Origin of the sequence: Streptomyces mangrovisoli (assembly GCF_000974985.2) — a bacterium.
Lineage (GTDB): Bacteria > Actinomycetota > Actinomycetes > Streptomycetales > Streptomycetaceae > Streptomyces > Streptomyces mangrovisoli.
Window position 1 is genome coordinate 36,972 of sequence record NZ_LAVA02000103.1, and the last position, 20,729, is coordinate 57,700.

Here is a 20,729-nt window from a genome sequence, read left to right on the forward strand (position 1 = left end):
GTCAGAAAACCCTTGAAGTGCCGTCCCCGCTACTGCAACCTGTTCTCGTTCTTCGAGAGGGGAGACGCCCATGGGCGGGACGGAACACCTCACCGTGCGACGCGAGGGCGCCACCCTGGTGCTCACGCTCAACAGGCCCGAAGCGAGGAACGCGCTCTCGCTCCCCATGCTCGTCGGCCTGTACGACGGCTGGCTGGAGGCCGACGCGGACGACACGGTCCGCTCGATCGTGCTCACCGGGGCGGGCGGCGCGTTCTGCGCGGGCATGGACCTCAAGGCCCTCGCCGGAGCGGGCATGGCGGGGGAGGAGTACCGCGACCGGCTCAAGGCCGACCCCGATCTGCACTGGAAGGCGATGCTGCGCCACCATCGGCCGCGCAAACCGGTGATCGCCGCCGTCGAGGGCCACTGCGTGGCCGGCGGCACCGAGATCCTCCAGGGCACCGACATCCGCGTCGCGGGCGAGTCCGCCACCTTCGGCCTCTTCGAGGTCCGGCGCGGCCTGTTCCCGATCGGCGGCTCCACCGTCCGCCTCCAGCGCCAGATCCCGCGCACCCACGCCCTGGAGATGCTGCTCACCGGGCGGCCCTACGCCGCCCGCGAGGCCGCGGCGATCGGCCTGGTCGGCCACGTCGTACCCGACGGCACCGCCCTCACCAAGGCCCTGGAGATCGCCGAACTCGTCAACTCCTGCGGCCCGCTCGCCGTCGAGGCCGTCAAGGCGTCGGTGTACGAGACCGCGGAGCTGACCGAGACCGACGGCCTCGCCGCCGAACTCGCCCGCGGCTGGCCGGTCTTCGACACCGCCGACGCCAAGGAAGGCGCCCGCGCCTTCGCGGAGAAGCGGCCGCCCGTCTACAAGCGCGCCTGACCCGAAGGAGCAGACCGGCCATGCCCGAAGTCCTCAAGGCCCCGCTCGTCGTCGAGTTCCCCTTCACCCGCTCCCTCGGCCCCGTCCAGAGCGCCTTCCTCACCGGCCTGCGCGAACGCGTCGTCCTCGGCGTCCGCACCGGCGACGGCCGCGTCCTCGTCCCGCCCATGGAGTACGACCCGGTGACCGCCGAGGACCTGCGTGACCTGGTCGAGGTCGCGCCCACCGGCACCGTGACCACCTGGGCCTGGAACCCCGCCCCCCGCCGCGGCCAGCCGCTCGCCACCCCCTTCGCCTGGGCCCTCGTCCGCCTCGACGGCGCCGACACCGCCCTGCTGCACGCCCTCGACGCGCCGGGACCCGACGCCGTGCGCACCGGGATGCGCGTCCGCGTCCGCTGGGCGGCCGAGCGCACCGGCGCCATCACCGACATCGCCTGCTTCGAGCCGTACGCCGGGCCGGACCTCGACGGGCGCGAGGGCCCGGCGGCCGTCACGAGCGAACCACGTCCGCACGACGGTCAGTTCGCCGACCCGGTCACCGGCATCGTCGCCGAGGCCCGCCTCGACTACGTCTACTCGCCCGGCCGCGCCCAGTCCGCGCACATCCACGCCCTCGCCGACCGGCGCACGGTCGGCGAACGCTGCCCCGAGTGCCACAAGGTCTACGTCCCGCCGCGCGGCGCCTGCCCCACCTGCGGCGTCGCCACCACCGAACAGGTCGAGGTCGGCCCGCGCGGCACCGTGACCACGTACTGCATCGTCAACATCAAGGCCAAGAACCTCGACATCGAAGTCCCGTACGTCTACGCCCACATCGCCCTCGACGGCGCCGGACTCGCGCTGCACGGCCGGATCGGCGGCATCCCCTACGACCAGGTGCGCATGGGCCTGCGCGTGGAGCCGGTGTGGACCGACGACGCCCGCTTCCCCGACCACTACCGCCCCACCGGCGAACCCGACGCGGACTACGACACCTTCAAGGAGCTGCTGTGACGCGGGACATCGCCGTGGTGGCGTTCGCGCAGACCGACCACCGGCGCACCAGCGACGAGCTGTCCGAGGTCGAGATGCTCATGCCGGTGCTGCACGAGGTGCTGGAGCGCACCGGACTGCGCACCGCCGACATCGGCTTCACCTGCTCGGGCTCCTGCGACTACCTCGCGGGCCGCGCCTTCTCCTTCACCCTCGCCCTCGACGGCGTCGGCGCCTGGCCGCCCATCTCCGAGTCCCACGTGGAGATGGACGGCGCCTGGGCGCTCTACGAGGCATGGACCAAACTGCTCACCGGCGACGCGGACACCGCCCTCGTCTACTCCTACGGCAAGTCCTCGCCCGGCCGGGTCCGCGACGTCCTCACCCGGCAGCTCGACCCCTACTACCTGGCCCCGCTCTGGCCGGACTCCGTGAGCCTCGCCGCCCTCCAGGCACAGGCCCTGATCGACGCGGGCGAGGCCGACGAGCCCGCCCTCGCCGCCGTCGCCGCCCGCAGCCGCGCGGACGCCGACGCCAACCCCCACGCCCAGCTGCGGGGCGCACGGCCCCAGGGCGACTACGTCGTACGGCCGCTGCGCACCGGCGACTGCCCGCCCGTCGGCGACGGCGCCGCCGCCGTGATCCTGGCCGCCGGCGACCGGGCCCGCGCACTGTGTGAACGCCCCGCCTGGATCCGCGGCATCGACCACCGCATCGAACCGCACGGCCTCGGCGTGCGCGACCTCACCGACGCGCCGTCCGCCCGGCTCGCCGCCGAACACGCCGGCGCCTACGAACGCCCCGTCGACACCGCGGAGTTGCACGCCCCCTTCAGCTCGCAGGAAATCGTCCTGCGCAAGGCGCTGCGGCTCGGCGACGACGTCCGCGTCAACCCCTCCGGCGGCGCGCTCGCCGCCCACCCCCTCATGGCCGCGGGGCTCCTCCGGATCGGCGAGGCCGCCGCGCGCATCCACCGCGGCGAGTCGGACCGCGCCCTCGCCCACGCCACCTCAGGACCGTGCCTGCAGCAGAACCTGGTCGCCGTACTCGAAGGGGATCCGCGATGAGCAAGGAGCCCGTGGCCGTCGTCGGGATCGGCCAGACCAAGCACGTCGCGGCCCGCCGCGACGTGTCGATCGCCGGGCTCGTCCGCGAGGCGGCCCGACGCGCCCTCAACGACGCCGAGTTGACGTACGCCAACATCGACGCCGTCGTCATCGGCAAGGCCCCCGACTTCTTCGAGGGCGTCATGATGCCCGAGCTCTACCTCGCCGACGCCCTCGGCGCGGTCGGCAAGCCCATGCTGCGCGTGCACACCGCCGGAAGCGTCGGCGGCTCCACCGCCCTGGTCGCCGCGAACCTGGTCGCCGCCCGCGTGCACGGCACCGTGCTCACCCTCGCCTTCGAGAAGCAGTCCGAGTCCAACGCCATGTGGGGCCTGTCCCTGCCGATCCCCTTCCAGCAGCCGCTGCTGGCCGGGGCGGGCGGCTTCTTCGCCCCGCACGTGCGCGCCTACATGCGGCGCAGCGGCGCCCCCGACACGGTCGGCTCCCTCGTCGCCTACAAGGACCGGCGCAACGCGCTGAAGAACCCCTACGCCCATCTGCACGAGCACGACATCACCCTGGAGAAGGTCCAGGCCTCCCCGATGCTCTGGGACCCCATCCGCTACTCGGAGACCTGCCCCTCCTCCGACGGCGCCTGCGCGATGGTGCTCACCGACCGGGCGGGCGCGGCCCGTTCGCCCCGGCCGCCCGCCTGGATGCTCGGCGGCGCGATGCGCAGCGAGCCCACCCTCTTCGCCGGCAAGGACTTCGTCTCGCCGCAGGCCGGCAAGGACTGCGCCGCCGACGTCTACCGGCAGGCCCGCATCGCCGACCCGCGCCGGGAGATCGACGCCGTCGAGATGTACGTGCCGTTCTCCTGGTACGAGCCCATGTGGCTGGAGAACCTCGGGTTCGCCGCGGAGGGCGAGGGCTGGAAGCTCACCGAGTCCGGCGTGACCGAACTCGACGGCGAACTGCCGGTGAACATGTCCGGTGGGGTCCTGTCCACCAACCCCATCGGCGCCTCCGGCATGATCCGGTTCGCGGAGGCCGCGCTCCAGGTGCGCGGCCAGGCCGGGGAACACCAGGTGCCGGACGCCCACCGGGTGCTCGGACACGCCTACGGCGGCGGATCGCAGTTCTTCTCCATGTGGCTGGTGGGGGACCGGCCGCCGCAGACCTGACCGGCCCGGCCTCCGTTCTGCGCCCCGGACCAACCCCCGCAAAGCCCTGGGAAACGTCCCCCTCACGTGGCCTGTCGGCCGTCGGGACCGATCGCTAGGCTGGCCGCGGACGACGAATCGGGAGGAGCACGGACGTGGCCGAGAGCACCATCCAGCACGCGCCGGTGGGCTGGGAGAAGCCGGAGCTGGACCTGAGCAACGCCGAGTGGCAGTCCAGCAGCCGCGGCAGGGGCGATGTGCAGATCGCCTTTGTCGAGGGATTCATCGCGATGCGCAACAGCGGCAGCCCGCAGAGCCCTTCGCTCATCTTCACCCCCGCGGAATGGGGCGCCTTCGTGTCGGGGGCACGGGAAGGGGAGTTCGACCTGACCTGAGCGCACCGCCGCGGGCCCGCCCTCCCGGCGGGCCCCAACGGGGCCTTTCCGGCCGGGTCCGAGAACAGCCCGCACGCCCTCCGTCGGGCCCCCGGCGCCGGTGACACGAACAACCGGACCGGCGAACGGGACGACCGGCCGAACTCGTGGGTAACACAACGGAATCCGAACGGGTTCACCCGGCCCGGATGACCCGCGCCGGACCAGCGGGAGGCGTACGCTGAGGTGCCTGTAGTCACGGTGCGCGCCCGCTCCCCGCGCGAGCGCCGGCCGTGGCAGGGGGTGGGTCATGGTGCAGAAGGCGGCACGGGGCAAACGAACCCTCTTCGAGCGGGAGAGTGAACTGGCCGCGGTCGAAGAGGCGTTGGGCGACCTCACCGGCCTGCGTCCGGACGGGGTGGAGCCGACGCGGCGCCCCCGTGGCGCGCTGCTCGCCTTCGCGGGCCGCGCCGGCATCGGCAAGACCACCCTCCTCGCCGAGGTCCGCAGGCGCGCCACCGAACTCGGCTGCACGGTGCTGTCCGCGCGCGGCGGCGACCAGGAACAGCGCGTCGCCTTCCACGTGGCCCGGCAACTCCTCCAGCCGCAGCTCGCCGGGGTCCCCGAGAGTGAGGTCCGGGCCTCGCTGGGCAGTTGGTACGACATCGTCGGCCCGGCCCTCGGCCTGTGCGCCCCCACCGACGGCGCGCCCCCGGACCCGCAGGGCCTGGCCGACGGGCTCGACTGGGTGCTCACCCATCTCGCCGTACGACGCGCCCCGATGGTCCTCGTCCTCGACGACGCGCACTGGGCCGACCCCGAATCCCTGCGCTGGCTCGCCGCGTTCGCGCCCCGCGCCGAGGAACTCCCCATGCTCGCCGTCGTCGCCTACCGGCCCGACGAACTCCCCGACCACGCCGAATCGTTCCGCGGACTGCCCGGCCGCGCCGGCGGCCGTCCCCTCGACCTGGAGCCGCTCAGCGCCGCCGCCGTCGCCGACCTGGTGCGTGAGGCGCTCGGCGGCCACGCCGACGACGCGTTCTGCCGCGAGACCTGGGCCGTCACCGGCGGCAACCCCTTCGAGACCGTCGAACTCACCGCCAAGGTGAGCGACCGCGGCCTCAGCCCCACCGAGGACGGCGCCCCGCTGCTGCGCGACCTCGCCGCCGCGGTCAAGGGCAGCGGGCTCATCTCACGCCTCGAACGCCTGGGCCCCTCCACCGTCCGGTTCGCCTGGGCCTGTGCCGTGCTCGGCACCGAGATCCATCCAGCGCTCGCCGCCTCGGTGGCCGGACTCGGCCCCGAGGAGGCCGCCGACGCGGCCGACGCGCTGCGCGGGGCGCGCATCCTCGTCGGCGCCGAGACCCTGGAGTTCATCCACCCGCTGATCGCCACCGCCGTCTACCGGGCCATCAAGCCCGGCGTCCGCGTCGCCCTGCACGGCCAGGCCGCCTGGTGCGTCCTCGACGACGGACAGGGCCCCGCCGCCGCGGCCCGCCATCTGCTGGAGACCCACCCCGAGGGCGACCCCTGGGTGGTGCAGCAACTGCGCGCCGCCGCCGGTGAGACCCTCCGGGCCGGCGCCCCCGACGCCGCCCGCAGCTACCTCGCCCGCGCCCTGCGCGAGCCCCCGCCCACCGAGGACCGGGCGGCCGTGCTCTACGAACTGGGCAGCGCGTCCCTGCTCACCGAGCCCGCCACCACCGTCAACCATCTGCGCGCCGCCCTCGCCGAGCCCATCGCCGACCCGGCGCTGCGCCAGCACATCGTCTACCGGCTCTCCCAGGTGCTCGCGCACAGCGACCGCCTCGCCGAGTCGTCCGACCTGCTCGCCCGGGAGATCCGCGGCACCGACGACGCCCGCGTCAAGATCCGCCTGGTCTCCGAGCAGTTCATGTGGGACGCGTTCCGCGCCGACGAGCCCGACCACCCCTCGCGCTCCCGCCGCCTGGCCAAGCTCGCCGACCGGCTCAGGGGCCGCGACCTCACCGAGCGCTACATCATCGGCCTGCGCGCCTGGGACGCCGTGCAGCGCGGCGAACCCTCCCAGGTCGCCCTCCGGCACGCCGAGCGGGCCCTGGCCGGCGGGCTGCGCTGGGCCGAGCCCGACCGCGGCTTCGAAGTGCCCGTCCTGGTCGCCCTCGCCTTCATGTACGCCGACCGGCCCGCCCGCACCGAGGAACTGTTCGCCGCGGGCATCGCCGACTACGAGCAGCAGGGCTGGCGCGGCGGCCACCTCTCCTTCGCGCACACCCTGCTCGGTTACCTCCGTTACCGCCGCGGCCGGCTCGGCGAGGCCGAGGACTTCGTCCGCGCGGGCCTCCGGCTTGCCGAGCGCGTGGGACCCGGCACGCCCGCCCACTGGTACGCCGTCGGCAGCCTCATCCAGGTGCTGCTGGCCCGCGGGCGGGTCGCCGAGGCCACGCAGATCGGCGACCAGTACTGCTTCGGGCCGCCCTTCCCGGCCGCCGTCGTCTTCCCCGACGCGCAGACCGTGCACGGCGAACTCCTGCTCGCGCGCGGCCTGACCAAGGAAGCGGCCGCCGAACTCGCCGCCGCGGGACGCCGGTTGGACCCGCGGGGCATCCGCAACCCCGCGTGGTGCCCCTGGCAGCTGCTGCTCGCCCGCGCCGAGAGCCACGACGCGCCCGACCGGGCCCTCGCGACCGCCCAGGAAGCCCTCGCCCGCGCACGGCAGTTCGGCGCGCCGTCCACCATCGGGCACGCCCTGCGTACGCTCGCCGCGGTGTCCTCGGGCTCCGCGCGGGTGAAGTACCTCGAGGAGTCCGTCACCCATCTGGAGCGCTCCCCGGCCGCCTACGAGCTGGCCTGCGCCCTGGTCGAACTCGGCACGGAGCTGCGTCTCACCGGCCGCACCAAGGAGGCCGCCGAGCAGCTCTACCGGGGCCTCGACGTGGCCGTGCAGTGCAGCGCGGACGGCCTGGTCGACACCGCGCGCGACGAACTCGCCGCCGCCGGACTGCGGCCGCGCCGGCTGCACAGCACGGAGACCGACGCCCTCACCGCCCGCGAGAGCCGCGCCGCGGCGCTGGCCGCGCGGGGGCACGGCGAGGCGGAGATCGCGGCGGAGCTGGGGGTCGACGAGGCGGCGGTGGTCCGCCTGCTGTCCGCCGTCTACCGCAAGGTCGGCACGGAGAGCTCCGGCCTCGCGGCCGACCTGAAACCGGCCTGACCGCCACCGGCGCCATCCGGCGAGGGTCCTCGCAGCTCCCTCAAGGGGCGCGGGGAACTGCGCGACTGGCCACGACGCGCCCGCGGGGGTGCACATGCCGGTGGCCCGGCCGCGGGCCGGTGGGGCTTGCTCGCGCAGTTCCCCGCGCCCCTGAGGGGTGTCGCGGCAGCGGGGTCATGGGTGACGGCCTGGCCGGCCCGCGGTCACGGGCGCCCCTGCGGGCCGTCCGCGGCCGCGGCCACGTACCATGGCGGCATGTCGTTCCTCCGCCGCCGCAGTGCCACTCCCGCGGGCCCTGACTTCGACGTACTGGCCATGGACCCGGGCGACTGGCCCGGCAATCTCGGCGCGGGCCTGCTGCCCGCCCCGGACGGCACCTGCCAGGGCGTGTTCCTGCGCTACGACCTCTTCGGCGGCCGTGGCCCCGCGATGATCATCGGCAACCTCCCCGAGGGCTCCCCGGCCCGGGAGGTCCCCGAGGGACACGTGCCGTTCGAGGTGGCCCAGCTGCTGCTGGCGCTGGAGAACGAGGAGGAGGTGACGGTCGTCGGCATCGAGGACGTGCCGGTCATGCAGGGCGACAACCTGCTGATCGTGCGGCGTCTGAAGCTGTCCGAGGGCCGCATCGCCTGCGTGCAGTTCGACCGCAGCGACAACGTCCTGGTGACCATCGCCGCCTGGGACCGCCCCATCACCGACGACCTGTACGCCCTGCTCAAGCCGCTCCCGGCGGAACTCTTCCAGCAGGGCTGAGAAGAGCGGGCCGGGCCGCCACGACGGCGACCCGGCCCCCGCCGCCCGCTACGACAGCGACGGCTCCACCTGCACATCGGCCGCGCGCACGTACTCCACCCGGTGGCCGTACTGGATCTCGTAGTACAGGTCCGTACCGCGGACCACCGCGTGCGAGTCCGTCGTGAACGTCACCGCGTAGTAGTACTCGCCCGGCACCCGGTCGCCGATCACGTACTTCTGCCCCTTGAGCAGCTTGTACGGCAGCGGCGAGACCGCCTGCACGGGTACCCCGGACGGGTAGGCCGAGGCCTCCGGGTAGGCGCGGCCGTACACCGGCACACTGTCCAGGCCGTCCTTGGGCGTGACCACGAACCCGGCCGCGTTCACCGCGGTCCGCTCGCCCTTCGGATTCTTGAACCAGGCCTCCTGCCCGAGGTACCAGATCGCCGTCCAGTCGCCCTGACGGTCGGCGACCGCGTACTGCTGCCCGGTGGAGACCCGCGAGGACAGGTCGTTCACGCCCGTCGTCGCGGTCGTACCGAGACCGATGTCCTGGATCAGCGGATACGACTCCCCGGGCCCGGAGTACAGGCGTACCTCGCTGGAGCCGTGCGCCGCGCAGGCCACGCCCGCGGTGACGCAGCCGGTGTACTCCGGCTGGTTGGATGCGTAGTCCGGCAGGATCGTCACCAGCCCGCCGTGCTTGCCCGCCGTGGCGTGGAAGGGCCGGCCGAGCAGCTCGAAGTAGTGCGCCCAGTCCCAGTACGGGCCGGGGTCGGTGTGCATGCCCTTGATCGTCGAGGTCGTCGGGCCGGGCACGTTGTCGTGCCCGAGGATGTGCTGCCGGTCCAGCGGGATGTGGTACTTAGCCGACAGATAGCGCACCAGCCGGGCCGAGGAGCGGTACATCTCCTCCGTGTACCAGGCGTCCGGCGAGGTCAGGAAGCCCTCGTGCTCGATGCCGATCGACTTGGCGTTGACGTACCAGTTGCCCGCGTGCCAGGCCACGTCCTTCGCCTTCACGTGCTGGGCGATCAGGCCGTCGGTGGAGCGGATCGTGTAGTTCCACGACACGTACGTCGGGTCCTGCACGAGGTTGAGGACCCCGTCCCAGGTGCCCTCGGTGTCATGGATGACGATGTACTTGATGCTCTGCGAGGCGGGCCGGTCGCCGAGGTCGTGGTTGCCGTAGTCGTTGTCGCCGAACTCCTGGTACGGCGCCGGGATCCACTCGCACGACACCGACTTCGGGCACTCCGTGCCGTCGTCGGAGACCGTGCGCAGACCGGTCGCCGCGAGCTGCCCGGTCCGCGGCGCGAGATCCGGCTGCGCGGCGAGGACGACCTGCTGGCCCGTGTCCGTGGTGCGCTCCTCGCCGCCGCGGATCACGTCGTAGACATCGTCCGCGTACGCCGCCGCCGTCGCGGAGTCGTCGGCGCCGGAGAACTCGGCGATCGCTCCGTACCAGGCGGCCGGGTCCGCGCTCAGCGGCTCGCCCAGCCGCCGCTGCGCGGCGGCGAGCAGGGCCGCGCCGCCCTCGACGTTGGCGGCCGCGTCCTCGCGCAGCTCGGCCGCCGGCAGCCCGGTCAGCTCGGCCGCCCGGGGCAGCGTCTTCAGCCGGTCCGGGAGCGCGGAGTCCTGGGGCACGGCCGCGGTCGGGGCGAGGGCGGCGCGCGCGGAGTCGCCGCGGGCGTCCCCGGCGCCGCCGTCACCGGCCTCGTCGGAGGCGGCGCGGGCGAGCGCGGTGCTCGCGTCCGTCAGATGCATCGGACCGTAGCCGCCGCTGACGCTCGGGGCACCGGCGTGGGTGTCCCAGCGGGACTGGAGGTACGAGACGCCCAGCAGGACGCTCTGCGGTACGTGGTACTCGGCGGCCGCGGAGGCGAACGCCCTCTGGAGCGAGCCCCCCGCGGCCGCGTCGGCGCCGGCAGCCGGAGCCGCGCCGAGCAGCGGCAGCAGCAGCGCCGCGGAGGCGAGGGCCCCCGCGGTGCGGCGCGCGCGTCTGTGGCCGGGCGTGCGGGTGGGGTCGGTGGCAGATCCTCGCAATGCGGCCTCCTGTGACGGGCGGTCGTGCCGGGGCGTGCGGGGCTGAGCGCAGCTCAGTGGTACCGGCTTGCCGACGATCCGTCAATCATGCCCAGGGAAGCGTGAATTCCCATGTCACACGAGGGTTCGGCGAGTTTCGGGGCGACATCCCGCGGGCCTGCGGGGCGTCAGTGGGCTAGACCAATGGGTGGCCGTACGGCCCGGTGGGACAGGCCTGCTCGGCGGTACGGCTGCTCGGCCCTGTCGACGCACGAAGGCCCGCGGTGCGCCGCCACTCCGGGCGCACCGCGGGCCTCCGTCCCCGTCAGCGAGTGCCGACCGCCGCGCGCACGGCCTTGCGGGCCAGCTGGCAGTCGTCGTGCAACCGCCGCAGCAGCAGCCGCTGTTCCTCGCCGGACGGCGCGGCGCTCGGGTGGGCCATCCCCGGTGCCGCCGGGGCCGCGTCGTGCATCGAGCGCTGCACGGCCATCTCGTACGTACGGATCTCACGGGTGAGGACGAGCATCAGGTTGACCAGGAACCCGTCCCGGGCCGCCGGGCCCGCCGACTGGGCGATCTGGCTGATCTGCCGGCGCGCCACGGGGGCGTCCCCGAGGACCGACCAGAGCGTCGCCAGGTCGTAGCCGGGCAGGTACCAGCCGGCGTGCTCCCAGTCCACCAGCACTGGACCGGCCGGGGACAGGAGGATGTTCGACAGCAGGGCGTCGCCGTGGCAGAACTGGCCCATGCCCTGGCGGCCCGCCGAGTGCGCGATGCCGTGCAGCAGCTTCTGGAGGTCGCCCAGGTCCCGGTCGGTGAGCAGACCCAGTTCGTGGTAGCGGGAGATGCGGGCCGCGTAGTCCAGCGGGGCGTCGAATGTGCCCGCCGGGGGCCGCCAGGCGTTCAGCCGGCACACCGCGCCGAGCGCCGTCCTGATGTCCGTGCGGGACGGGGCCTCGACCGGGTGGCGTTGCAGCGCCGCGGCCCGGCCCGGCATCCGCTCGATCACCAGCGTGCAGTTCTCCGGGTCCGCCGCGATCAGCCGGGGCACCCGCACGGGCGGGCGGTGCCGGACGAACGAGCGGTATGCGGCTATTTCGTGGCGGATCCGCTCCGCCCAGGCTGGGGACTGGTCGAGTAAACACTTGGCGACGGCCGTGCTGCGCCCGGTCGTTCCGACGAGGAGCACGGACCGGCCGCTGCGGCGCAGCACCTGCACCGGTGCGAACTCCGGGCAGATCCGGTGCACGGAGGCGATCGCCGCGCGCAGCTGGGCCCCCTGGGGACCGGACAGGTCGAGTCTCCCGCTGAGCGGTTGGGTGCCGGGCCCCGGGACGCGCCGCGCCCTGCCCGCACCGAGCACGGGGGCCGCCGGCGGACGCACCGGGTCGAGGTAGGGGCCGCTGCCCGCCGGGCGGGGGCGCAGCGGCCGGGGCGGGGCGGACACGGAGGACGATGCTGCGTACATGGGCGAGACAGATCCCTTCGTGTGCCTGCGATTCAGCGCCTGCCCGACCCGGCCCCGGAGGGGACATCCTGGGGAATGTTCCTCTGGCAAGTCCGGCCCGCACATGCCCGAGGAAGGAATCCACGGGTTCCGTCCGGGGCGGTGACCGGGTCGGGGTGGCGCGTTCCTACTCGACACCCGGGGCGCACTGGCACACCATCTGGCGCACCCTGGCGAACCCTGGCGAATAGTCGCCCGGCATGTCTCCCAGGGCTACTGTCAACTCAGCCGAGAACCTGGGGGCTTGACGTGAGCGGACAACCCAACACCCGCCTTTCGGACCTGTTCGGCCTGGCCGGCTGGTCCAAGGGGGAACTCGCGAGGCTGGTCAACCGGCAGGCGGCGGCCATGGGCCACCCCCAGCTGTCGACCGACACCTCACGGGTTCGGCGGTGGATCGACATGGGGGAGATCCCCCGCGATCCGGTGCCGCGGGTGCTGGCGGTCCTGTTCACCGAGCGTCTCGGCCGTGTCGTGACCATCGAGGACCTCGGTCTGGTACGGCACGGGCGTGCGGGGAAACGGCAGGACGGCGGGAGCATGGAGCGTCCCGACGGTGTGCCGTGGGCGCCCGAACGAACCGCCGCGGTCCTCACCGAATTCACGGGAATGGACCTCATGCTCAACCGACGCGGCTTGGTGGGCGCGGGTGCCGCGCTCGCCGCGGGATCCGCACTCAGCGGCGCCATACACGACTGGCTGCACACCGATCCGACTCTCCGGGCCGACGCCCCCGACCTCGACCATCCCCTGCACGCCGACCCCGCCGGGTACGACCGCTATGAGGCCGCCCCCATCGGGTCGCAGGAGATCGAGGAACTGGAGCGCTCGGTCGAGGTGTTCCGGGCCTGGGACGCCGCCCGTGGCGGCGGCCTCCAGCGCAAGGCGGTGGTCGGCCAGCTCAACGAGGTGGGCGGCATGCTCGCCTACCGCCACCCCGATCATCTCCAGCGGCGCCTGTGGGGCGTCGCCGCCAATCTCGCCGTCCTCGCGGGCTGGATGTCGCACGACGTCGGCCTGGAGCCCACGGCCCAGAAGTACTTCGTCATCGCCGCCCATGCCGCGCGCGAGGGCGGCGACCGGCCTCGCGCGGGGGAGGCGCTCTCCCGCGCGGCCCGCCAGATGGTGCACCTGGGTCGGCCCGACGACGCGCTCGATCTGATGAATCTCGCCAAGTCCGGCTCCGGTGAGGAGGTGCTGCCGCGCACCCGGGCCATGCTCTACACGATCGAGGCCTGGGCGCAGGCGTCGATGGGCAAGGGGCAGGCGATGCGCCGCACCCTCGGCCAGGCGGAGGACCTCTTCGTCTCCGACAAGGGCGACGTGCCGCCGCCGAGCTGGATGCAGATGTTCAAGGAGGAGGATCTGTTCGGTATGCAGGCCCTCGCCTACCGGACGCTCGCCGAGCACGAGCCGGGCGCGGCCTCGCATGCCCAGCACTTCGCGGAGAAGGCGCTGGCGCTGCGGATCGACGGGCGCCAGCGGTCGAAGATCTTCGACTTCCTGTCCATGGCGTCGGCCTGCTTCATCGCCGACGACCCCGAACAGGCGGCCCGCTACGCGCGGTTGGCGCTGGTGTCGATGGGGTCCAACTCCTCGCACCGCACCTGGGACCGGCTGCGCGAGATGTACCGGCTCACCGCGCAGTACGCCAGCTATCCGAAGATCCACGAGCTGCGGGAGGAGATCAAGCTCGCTCTGCCCAGGCTGCCCAAGCAGAAGGGCAGGGGCGGCAACAGCGCACGGGTATAGGGGGTCCGTATCACCGACGCCCGTTGTTGGTTCTTAACTGCACCAGATCCGTTGCCGGTTGCTGTCGCGCGCCGTCACTTGTGCACCGGCGCGGCGGTCATTCCTGCACCCGCGCGACGAGCACGCAGGTGTCGTCCTGGCGCTCGCACTCGTCGAACTCCTCGATCACGGTGCGCACCGCGTCCTGCGCGGTGCGCGCGTGAGCGAGGCGCGGGGCGAGCCCGAGCAGCCGGCCCGCGGCCGTCGTCCCCTCGTGCCGTGACACGAGTCCATCGGTGTACAGCACCACCAGGTCGCCGACTTCGAGGGTCTCCTCGGCCTCGCCGTAGACGGCACCCGAGGTCGCGCCCAGCAGGACGCCGTGCGGTGCGGCCGGAGCGTGTCCCACCCCGTCCCGGAAGAGCACCGGGGCGGGGTGTCCGGCCTGCGCCCAGACAAGCGTGCGGGACTCCGGCCGGTAGCGGCAGCAGACGGCGCTGCCGAGGGCGGGCTGTGTGGTCGCGTCCAGCAACTGGTTGAGCAGACGCAGCAGTCGGCCCGGCGCGGTGTCCGCCATCGCCATGCCGCGCAGCGCGCCCAGCAGCATCGCCATGCCCGAGGTCGCGCTCACGCCGTGGCCGGTGAGGTCGCCGACGCTGAGCAGGGTGTCGCCGTCGGGCAGTTCCAGCGCGTCGTACCAGTTCCCGCCGATCAGCGCGCCGCTCGACGACGGCACGTAGTGCGCGGCCACGTCGAGGGCTCGGGGGCCCCGGTGCGGGAGCCGCAGGGAGCCGCGCCAGGGCGGCAGCACGGCTTCCTGGAGCTCGACCGCGAGCCGGCGCTCGGTCTGCGCGCGCTCCTGGTGACGGTGGAGCGAGTCACGGGTCTCGTCCACCGTCCGCTGGCTGCGCCGCAGTTCGCTGACGTCCCGCAACACGGCCCACATCGAGGCGGTGCCGCCGTCGGCGTCGAGCACGGGCTCGCCCATCATGTGCACGGTGCGTACGACGCCGTCGGGCCGTACGACACGGAACTCGCCGTCGATGGGCTTGGCGTCGACGAGGCAGTCGGTGACCATCGCGGTGAGTCTCGGACGGTCCTCGTCGAGCACGACGGAGGGCAGTTCGTCCAGGGTGAGCGGGGGCGCGGAGGCCGCGCGGCCGAGGATCTGGTAGAGCTCGCCCGACCAACTGGCCTCGTCCGTCAGGAGGTTCCACTCGGCGCTGCCGACCCGGCTGAGCAGCGAGCCGGAGCGTGGTGCGGCGGCGGGCGGGGTGGGCGGCGCCGTGGGTTCGAGGGCCGACGGTGGTTCGAGGACCGGTGGCGGCCCCTCCCTGAGCTGCGCCAAATGGGCGTCGAGATCGTGGAGTTGATGGAGCGCCAGGTCGCACAGCGCACGCTGCCAGCGTTCCTCGGGGTCCGTTCCCTCGCTCGGGGTGTCCCGCAGCACCGCGTCCATGTCCACCTTGAGTCGCCGCGTCTGGGATATCAGGGCGTCGACCGGGCCGCGACCCGGCGGCTGGGCGGCTGGGTGGTCCGCGGAGGGGTGGGACGACATGACGCACTCCGATGCGGGGACGGTACGGCCAGGTTCTGGGCGGAAGGACCGTTACGACTGTTGCACAGCCCGCGACGCGCTGTAAGGGATTTGGCGACACCCGATCCGGTGGTGCTTCTGACATATGCCAGCGTCTATCCGGAGTGATCACCCGGCCCGTTCGGCGTACCCGGGGACTTCCGCAAGTCGTAGGCGGGGTACGCGGGTTGATGGATCATGCGGCGGCGTTCGGGATTCGGTCGGGCGGACGTTCCGGGTGCGTCTGTTCTATTCGTCCCTCTGGCGGGGGCAAGTGATGCAGGTCACATGGATTGATGGCGGCTTTCGCGTAATCCGACGGGCCCCCACGGAGTCGTAACAGCGCACCGGAAAACCGGCCCACCTCACCCTCAGCGGAGACCGACGATGGATCTCACCCTCGAACAGCCCACCCGTGCCCGTCTGGTGACCCCCGACGAGTGCGAGCTGTCCGTGCCCGCCGTCCTCCGCTACACACCCGCGGACCCGCTGGCCGTGCACCTCGACTTCCCGCCGGACGTCACGCTGGACGGCGAGGCGGTCACCTGGACCTTCGGCCGCGCCCTCCTCGACGCGGGCCTCGAAGGGCCCGCGGGCAGCGGCGACGTGCACATCTGGCCGTGCGGACGGGCCCGTACGGTCGTGGAGTTCCACTCCCCGTACGGACTCGCCCTGCTCCAGTTCGACACGGCCGCCCTGCGCCGCTTCCTGCTGCGGTCCTACGCCGTCCTCCCGGCCGGCCACGAGGACGTGTCCGCCGAGGTCGACCGCGGCCTGAGCGCGCTGTTCGGGACGGTGTGAGGCGGTACGGCGCCGGGGGCTCCGGTGCGGCCCCGGCGCCGGCTCAGCGGGTCGGTGCCGCGTACAGCTCCGGGCGCGGGGCGAGCTCGACCGGGGTCCGCGCCCCCGTCTCCAGCGCCCGCACCCCCGCCTCGGCGACGACCGAGGCGGCGTAGCCGTCCCAGGCGCTCGGGCCGGTCACCTCGCCCCGCCGGGTGGCGTCCACCCAGTCCTGCACCTCGCGCTCGTAGGCGTCGGCGAACCGCACCAGGTAGTCCTGCGGCACCTCCTGCCCGGCGAGCCCCCGGCGGGTGACGGCCATCGAGCGGGTGTCGCCGATCCTGGCGCTGCCCTGCTCGCACACCGCCTCGCAGCGCACCTCGTACCCGAAGCCGCAGTTGACGAAGACCTCGACGTCCACCAGGGCGCCCCGTTCGGTCTCGAAGAGCACGAACTGCGGGTCGGTCAGGCCCTGGGGCGCGCCCGCCGAGGAGCGCGGCCGCAGCACGGTCACCGCCGTCAGCTCCTGGCCCAGCAGCCACCGGGCCGCGTCGATCTCGTGCGAGACGGAGCTGTTGATCAGCATGGCGCTGGTGAAGCCGGGCGGCGAGGAGACGTTGCGGTGGGTGCAGTGCAGCATCAGCGGCCGGCCCAGATCGCCGCCGTCCAGCAGCGACTTGAGCTGCCGGTACTCGGCGTCGTAGCGGCGCATGAACCCGATCTGCGCCAGCCGCCGCCCGAGCCGGGCCTCGGCCTCCACCACCCGCAGCGCGCCGGTGGAGTCCGGCACCATCGGCTTCTCGCACAGCACCGGCAGCCGTCGCGCGAACGCGGCGAGCAGGGCGTCCTCGTGCGCGGGGCCGGGCGAGGCGATCAGTACGGCGTCCACGCCCGGCGCGTCCAGCGCGGCCTCGACGTCCGTGTGCACCGAGACGCCCTCGATGCCGGCCGTCGCCTCCTTCGCCCGTGTGCCGTCGGGGTCGGCCACCGCGGCGACCCTGGCGCCGCTCACCACCCGGTCCAGCCGCCGTATGTGATCGGCCCCCATGTGGCCCGCGCCCAGTACCGCAACGCCCAGCAGGTCACCCACGTGCGCACTCCTTTGTCGCCGAGACTTCCCGCCAGCGTAGATCAGCCCTTTTCGGGCGCCGCCCGCAGGCCGTCGGCGATCAGGGGTGCCGGAGTCGTGGGCTCAGTACCGCAGGACCCCCGCGATGCCGTCCATGCCGTCCAGGGCGCCGTCCGGGACGAAGCGCACATCGGCGCCGGTCTCCAGGCACTGCTCGACGATCTCGTCCACGATGTCCTCGCGGGCGTCCATGTCGCCGGTCTCGGCCGGGATCAGATGGTCGCCCACGTCGTCGCGGACGGTCACGCGGTAGTTCTCCTCGACCGCGAGCAGGCGCACCCGGCCCTCCCGCGCGTTCTGCCACAGCTCGTCCACGCCCGCCGCGAACTTCTTGCGCCCGCGCGCCGATTCGAGCTCCCGGGCCACCGCGGCCGCGCTCTCGCGAGTGGCCTCGTCCAGGTACGGGCGTACGGCCTGCCAGACCGCCTCGGGGGTGCCGTGCGCGAGGCCGCCGTGCGGCATGTGCACCGCGCCCGCGCTCCGGGTCGCGCTGCCGGCCTCGTCCAGCAGGGACAGCGCGGCCTGCTCGCCGGTGATGTACAGCGGCCGCGGGTCGTCGCGCAGCATCGCGCCGATCGCGCCGTCGGCCTCGCGCAGGAAGTGCCGCGTGTCCTCGTCCCGGAAGGCGCTGGGCGTGTCGCCGATCCGCTCCTGGCGCTCGGGGTCGAAGTTGCGCGGCTCCCGGGCCATCGGGAAGCCGTCGCCGTGGTGCTCGGTGACCCGGTCGGCCCCGCCGTCCCACAGCGTGACCCGGTCGGGCGAGAGCGAGGCGACCCAGAACGGGCGCTCCGCGGCCTGGGCGGAGACGAGGTTGCGGGTGAGGAAGGTGTCGGAGAGCACGACACGCTCGGGCACCGTGCGGCCGAGCGACCACACCTGGTGCTCGCCGGGCGCGGCGAAGATCACCAGTCCGTCCTCGGCGTGCGCGAGGTCGATCTCGGCGAGGGCCCGGTCGAGCTGTTCCTCGACATCGGTCCTGCGGTCCCGGGTCACCGCCGGATCGGACTCCAGCTGCTTCTTGGCGTCGGCCAGCACATTGCGGAGCCGAACGGCGTCCTGGGCGCTGCTGCGCTCGCGGCGGTGCGTGGGCGTCAGCACGGACACCGCGGGATAGGGGCGCGGGCGGCGCAGCTCGGCAAGGGTCGCGGGACTGAGTGCGTGCTCCATAGGACAACGGTAGGGCCGAATCGGTGATCGGGCATTTGGGATCAAAGGCGACAGAGGGGCGGTCATGGCGCTCTGACCGGAATTCGCCGTCGCGGGTTGTGGCCGGGAGCTCGCACCGGGCCGCCGGGTGGCCGTACCGGCCGGGAGGGACCGTTCCGATTCGGCCGTCGGCTCGGCGTTCCCGCTCGTGGCGCCGCACGGCCGCGGTGCGCGGCAGAGCGTATCGAGGAGCCGTGACGGACATCGGCGGAAGGGTGCCGGATCGGCCAACTCTGTTGGACACGCACCGTTTACACGCCTTCGGCATGTCGGCCTGTGGTGGCTTGCTATGGTGCTACTCACCGGTAGCAATCGAACGGCGACCGGTAGCAACGGAACGGGGAGCGCGGGGAGTCGGGGGACGCGGAGACGCAACTCCTCGCGTGGGGGGTCGAGAAGGACGGCCGGCAAGGGTGCCGGTTCGGCCACGGCTTCTGCGCGTCGTGCACGCGGCCCTCGAACAAGAGTTCATCCCCCACCTATCCAGACAGGTGAGACTCGCCCATGGCTCGACATCTGGTCGACTTACTGACCGCGCACGCCACCGACCAGCCGGACCGCACCGCCTACCGCCATCTCGTCACGGGGGACTGCGACGGCGAGATCCAGGACATCTCCTACGCGCGCCTGCTGCGCCGCACCCGCGCCGTCGCCGCCTGGCTCCAGGAGCATGGCCTCGCCGGCTCCCGCGCGATGCTCCTGTACCCGCCCGGCCTGGAGTTCGTCTCCGGCTTCCTCGGCTGCCTCGCCGCGGGCGTCGTCGCCGTACCGGGCGTGCCCCCGCAGGGCCGCGCCCAGAACCATCGCGCGCTGCACCGCATGAAGCGCCTGATCGCCGACGCGGACGCCAAGGTCGTCCTCGGCGGCCGCGAGGTGATCGCCGCGCTCGGCGCCCTCGCCGAGCATCTGCCGGAACTCGACCACATAGCCAGGATCGCCACCGAGGACATACCCGACGAGGCCGCCGACGCCTGGCGCGAGCCCGGCATCGCGGCCGACGCCGTCGCCTTCCTCCAGTACACCTCGGGTTCGACCTCCGCCCCGCGCGGCGTGATGGTCACCCACGCCAACCTGCTGGACAACGAGCGGGTCATCTCCGAGCGGATGGGCCACACCCCCGAGACCGTCGCCGCGTACGGCCACGAACTCATGGTCAGCTGGCTGCCCGTCTACCACGACATGGGCCTCATGGGCCCGGTCCTCAACAGCCTCTACCTGGGCGCCACCGGCACCCTCTTCTCCCCGCTGCACTTCCTCCAGCGACCGCAGCGCTGGCTGTCCGCGATCAGCCGCTACCGCCCGCACACCAGCGGCGGCCCCAACTTCGCCTACGAGCTGTGCCTCAAGCACGCCACGCCCGAGAGCGTCGCCGCCCTCGACCTCAGCTCCTGGCGGGTCGCCTTCAACGGCGCCGAACCCGTGCGCGCCGCCACCCTGCGCCGCTTCGCCGAGACCTACGCCCCCGCCGGCTTCCGCCGCGAGAGCCTCTACCCCTGCTACGGCCTCGCCGAGGCGACCCTGATGGTCACCGGCGGCACACCCGGCACCGCGCCCACGCTCGCCGCCACCCAGCCCGACCACGCCGGTTCCCCGGACGCCGCCGCCGTCGGCTGCGGCCGGCCCGCTCCCGGACTCACCGTCGTGATCGCCGACCCGGAGCGGCGCGAGGAACTGCCCGACGGCGAGACCGGCGAGATCTGGGTCGCGGGTGCGAGCGTCGCGAAGGGCTACTGGCGCAACGCCCTCGCCACCCGCGAGACCTTCCGCGCGCAACTCCCCGGCCACGAGGGGCGATTCCTGCGCACCGGCGACCTCGGCCACCTGCGCGACGGCGAACTCTTCGTCACCGGACGTCTGAAGGACCTCATCGTCGTCGACGGCCGCAACCACTACCCGCAGGACCTGGAGCTGACGGCCGAACTCGCCCACCCGGCGCTGCGGCCCGGCTGCACCGCCGCGTTCTCCGTCGACGGGGGCGGCACGGGCGGTGACGGCGGTGACGGCGGGATCGACGGCGAACAGCCCGTCCTCATAGCCGAGTTGACGCCGGATGTGGCGGGCGAGGCAGCGGCGATCACCGAGCTGATCCGCAGCGCCGTAGGAGAGGCGCACGGACTGCCGCTGCACGACGTCGTGCTGGTCCAGCCGGGCACCATCCCGAAGACCTCCAGCGGCAAGATCCAGCGGCACGCCTCCCGGGCGGCCTACCTCACCGGCGGCCTCGCGGCGGTCGGCGTACCCGTCGCGGGCTGACGGCGGCGCGGCGCGTCCGGCGGCGAAGCCGGTCGGGGGTGCCGAGCGGCCCGGGGGGCGAAGCCGGTCGGGTGCTAAGCGGGCCGGGGGGCGAAGCCGGTCGGGGGAGCGAAGTCCAGCGGTCCCCACGGCCGCGCCGTGCCGCGTCGGCCGCGGCCGCCCGAGC

15 protein-coding genes are annotated in these 20,729 nt (G+C 73.4%); 10 read left to right on the forward strand and 5 right to left on the reverse strand.

Translation table 11 applies throughout. The features are described 5' to 3' along the window. Positions 1-70 precede the first annotated feature (70 nt). The 7 genes from WN71_RS34025 to WN71_RS34055 all read left to right on the forward strand — a co-directional run bounded on the left by WN71_RS34025 (position 71) and on the right by WN71_RS34055 (position 8,374). Complete coding sequence (locus WN71_RS34025) at positions 71-871, forward strand: crotonase/enoyl-CoA hydratase family protein (RefSeq protein WP_046585394.1); 801 nt, start codon at positions 71-73, stop codon at positions 869-871. Positions 872-891: 20 nt separating this feature from the next. After that, on the forward strand, positions 892-1,866 hold the full coding sequence (locus WN71_RS34030; protein ID WP_046585392.1) for a Zn-ribbon domain-containing OB-fold protein: 975 nt from the start codon (positions 892-894) through the stop codon (positions 1,864-1,866). Then, entirely contained in the window at positions 1,863-2,912 is a 1,050-nt protein-coding gene (locus WN71_RS34035; RefSeq protein WP_046585388.1) for a thiolase domain-containing protein, read from the forward strand. Before WN71_RS34030 ends, WN71_RS34035 begins: the two co-directional genes overlap by 4 nt. Continuing rightward, positions 2,909-4,075, forward strand: coding sequence for a thiolase domain-containing protein (locus WN71_RS34040; protein WP_046585385.1), 1,167 nt, complete (start codon positions 2,909-2,911; stop codon positions 4,073-4,075). The genes WN71_RS34035 and WN71_RS34040 overlap by 4 nt, the downstream gene beginning before the upstream one ends. 134 nt (positions 4,076-4,209) lie before the next feature. Next, positions 4,210-4,449, forward strand: a complete 240-nt coding sequence (locus WN71_RS34045) for a DUF397 domain-containing protein (protein WP_046585383.1) — start codon at positions 4,210-4,212, stop codon at positions 4,447-4,449. 289 nt (positions 4,450-4,738) lie between these two features. Further along, on the forward strand, positions 4,739-7,621 hold the full coding sequence (locus tag WN71_RS34050) for an ATP-binding protein (RefSeq protein WP_046585382.1): 2,883 nt from the start codon (positions 4,739-4,741) through the stop codon (positions 7,619-7,621). A 255-nt stretch (positions 7,622-7,876) separates the two neighbouring features. Continuing rightward, a complete protein-coding gene (locus WN71_RS34055; RefSeq protein WP_046585380.1) occupies positions 7,877-8,374 on the forward strand; it encodes a hypothetical protein in 498 nt (165 codons plus the stop codon). Positions 8,375-8,422: 48 nt separating this feature from the next. Here the strand turns inward: WN71_RS34055 and WN71_RS34060 are convergent, their stop codons facing one another. Further along, the gene (locus WN71_RS34060) at positions 8,423-10,402 is read right to left on the reverse strand and encodes an N-acetylmuramoyl-L-alanine amidase (RefSeq protein ID WP_046585379.1); all 1,980 of its coding nucleotides are present in this window, start codon (positions 10,400-10,402) and stop codon (positions 8,423-8,425) included. A 304-nt stretch (positions 10,403-10,706) separates the two neighbouring features. Then, positions 10,707-11,849, reverse strand: a complete 1,143-nt coding sequence (locus tag WN71_RS34065) for an aminoglycoside phosphotransferase family protein (protein WP_046585378.1) — start codon at positions 11,847-11,849, stop codon at positions 10,707-10,709. A 288-nt stretch (positions 11,850-12,137) separates the two neighbouring features. On the opposite strand from WN71_RS34065, the gene WN71_RS34070 reads away from it, so the two are divergent. Beyond that, positions 12,138-13,640, forward strand: a complete 1,503-nt coding sequence (locus WN71_RS34070; protein WP_046585377.1) for a DNA-binding protein NsdB — start codon at positions 12,138-12,140, stop codon at positions 13,638-13,640. 97 nt (positions 13,641-13,737) lie between these two features. On the opposite strand, the gene WN71_RS34075 is transcribed toward WN71_RS34070, so the two are convergent. Beyond that, positions 13,738-15,177, reverse strand: a complete 1,440-nt coding sequence (locus WN71_RS34075) for a PP2C family protein-serine/threonine phosphatase (RefSeq protein WP_046585376.1) — start codon at positions 15,175-15,177, stop codon at positions 13,738-13,740. A 405-nt stretch (positions 15,178-15,582) separates the two neighbouring features. Here WN71_RS34075 and WN71_RS34080 point away from each other — a divergent pair, with 405 nt between their 5' ends. Further along, entirely contained in the window at positions 15,583-15,996 is a 414-nt protein-coding gene (locus WN71_RS34080; RefSeq protein WP_046585375.1) for an SsgA family sporulation/cell division regulator, read from the forward strand. Between the two features lie 43 nt (positions 15,997-16,039). Here the strand turns inward: WN71_RS34080 and WN71_RS34085 are convergent, their stop codons facing one another. Both WN71_RS34085 and WN71_RS34090 read right to left on the reverse strand, forming a co-directional pair. After that, positions 16,040-17,065, reverse strand: coding sequence for a Gfo/Idh/MocA family protein (locus WN71_RS34085; protein WP_046585374.1), 1,026 nt, complete (start codon positions 17,063-17,065; stop codon positions 16,040-16,042). Positions 17,066-17,167: 102 nt separating this feature from the next. Further along, positions 17,168-18,271 (reverse strand): baeRF3 domain-containing protein, encoded by a 1,104-nt coding sequence (locus tag WN71_RS34090; protein WP_046585373.1) that lies wholly within the window; start codon positions 18,269-18,271, stop codon positions 17,168-17,170. A gap of 543 nt (positions 18,272-18,814) precedes the next feature. Here WN71_RS34090 and WN71_RS34095 point away from each other — a divergent pair. After that, the gene (locus WN71_RS34095; RefSeq protein ID WP_046585371.1) at positions 18,815-20,563 is read left to right on the forward strand and encodes a fatty acyl-AMP ligase; all 1,749 of its coding nucleotides are present in this window, start codon (positions 18,815-18,817) and stop codon (positions 20,561-20,563) included. The last annotated feature ends 166 nt before the right edge of the window (positions 20,564-20,729 follow it).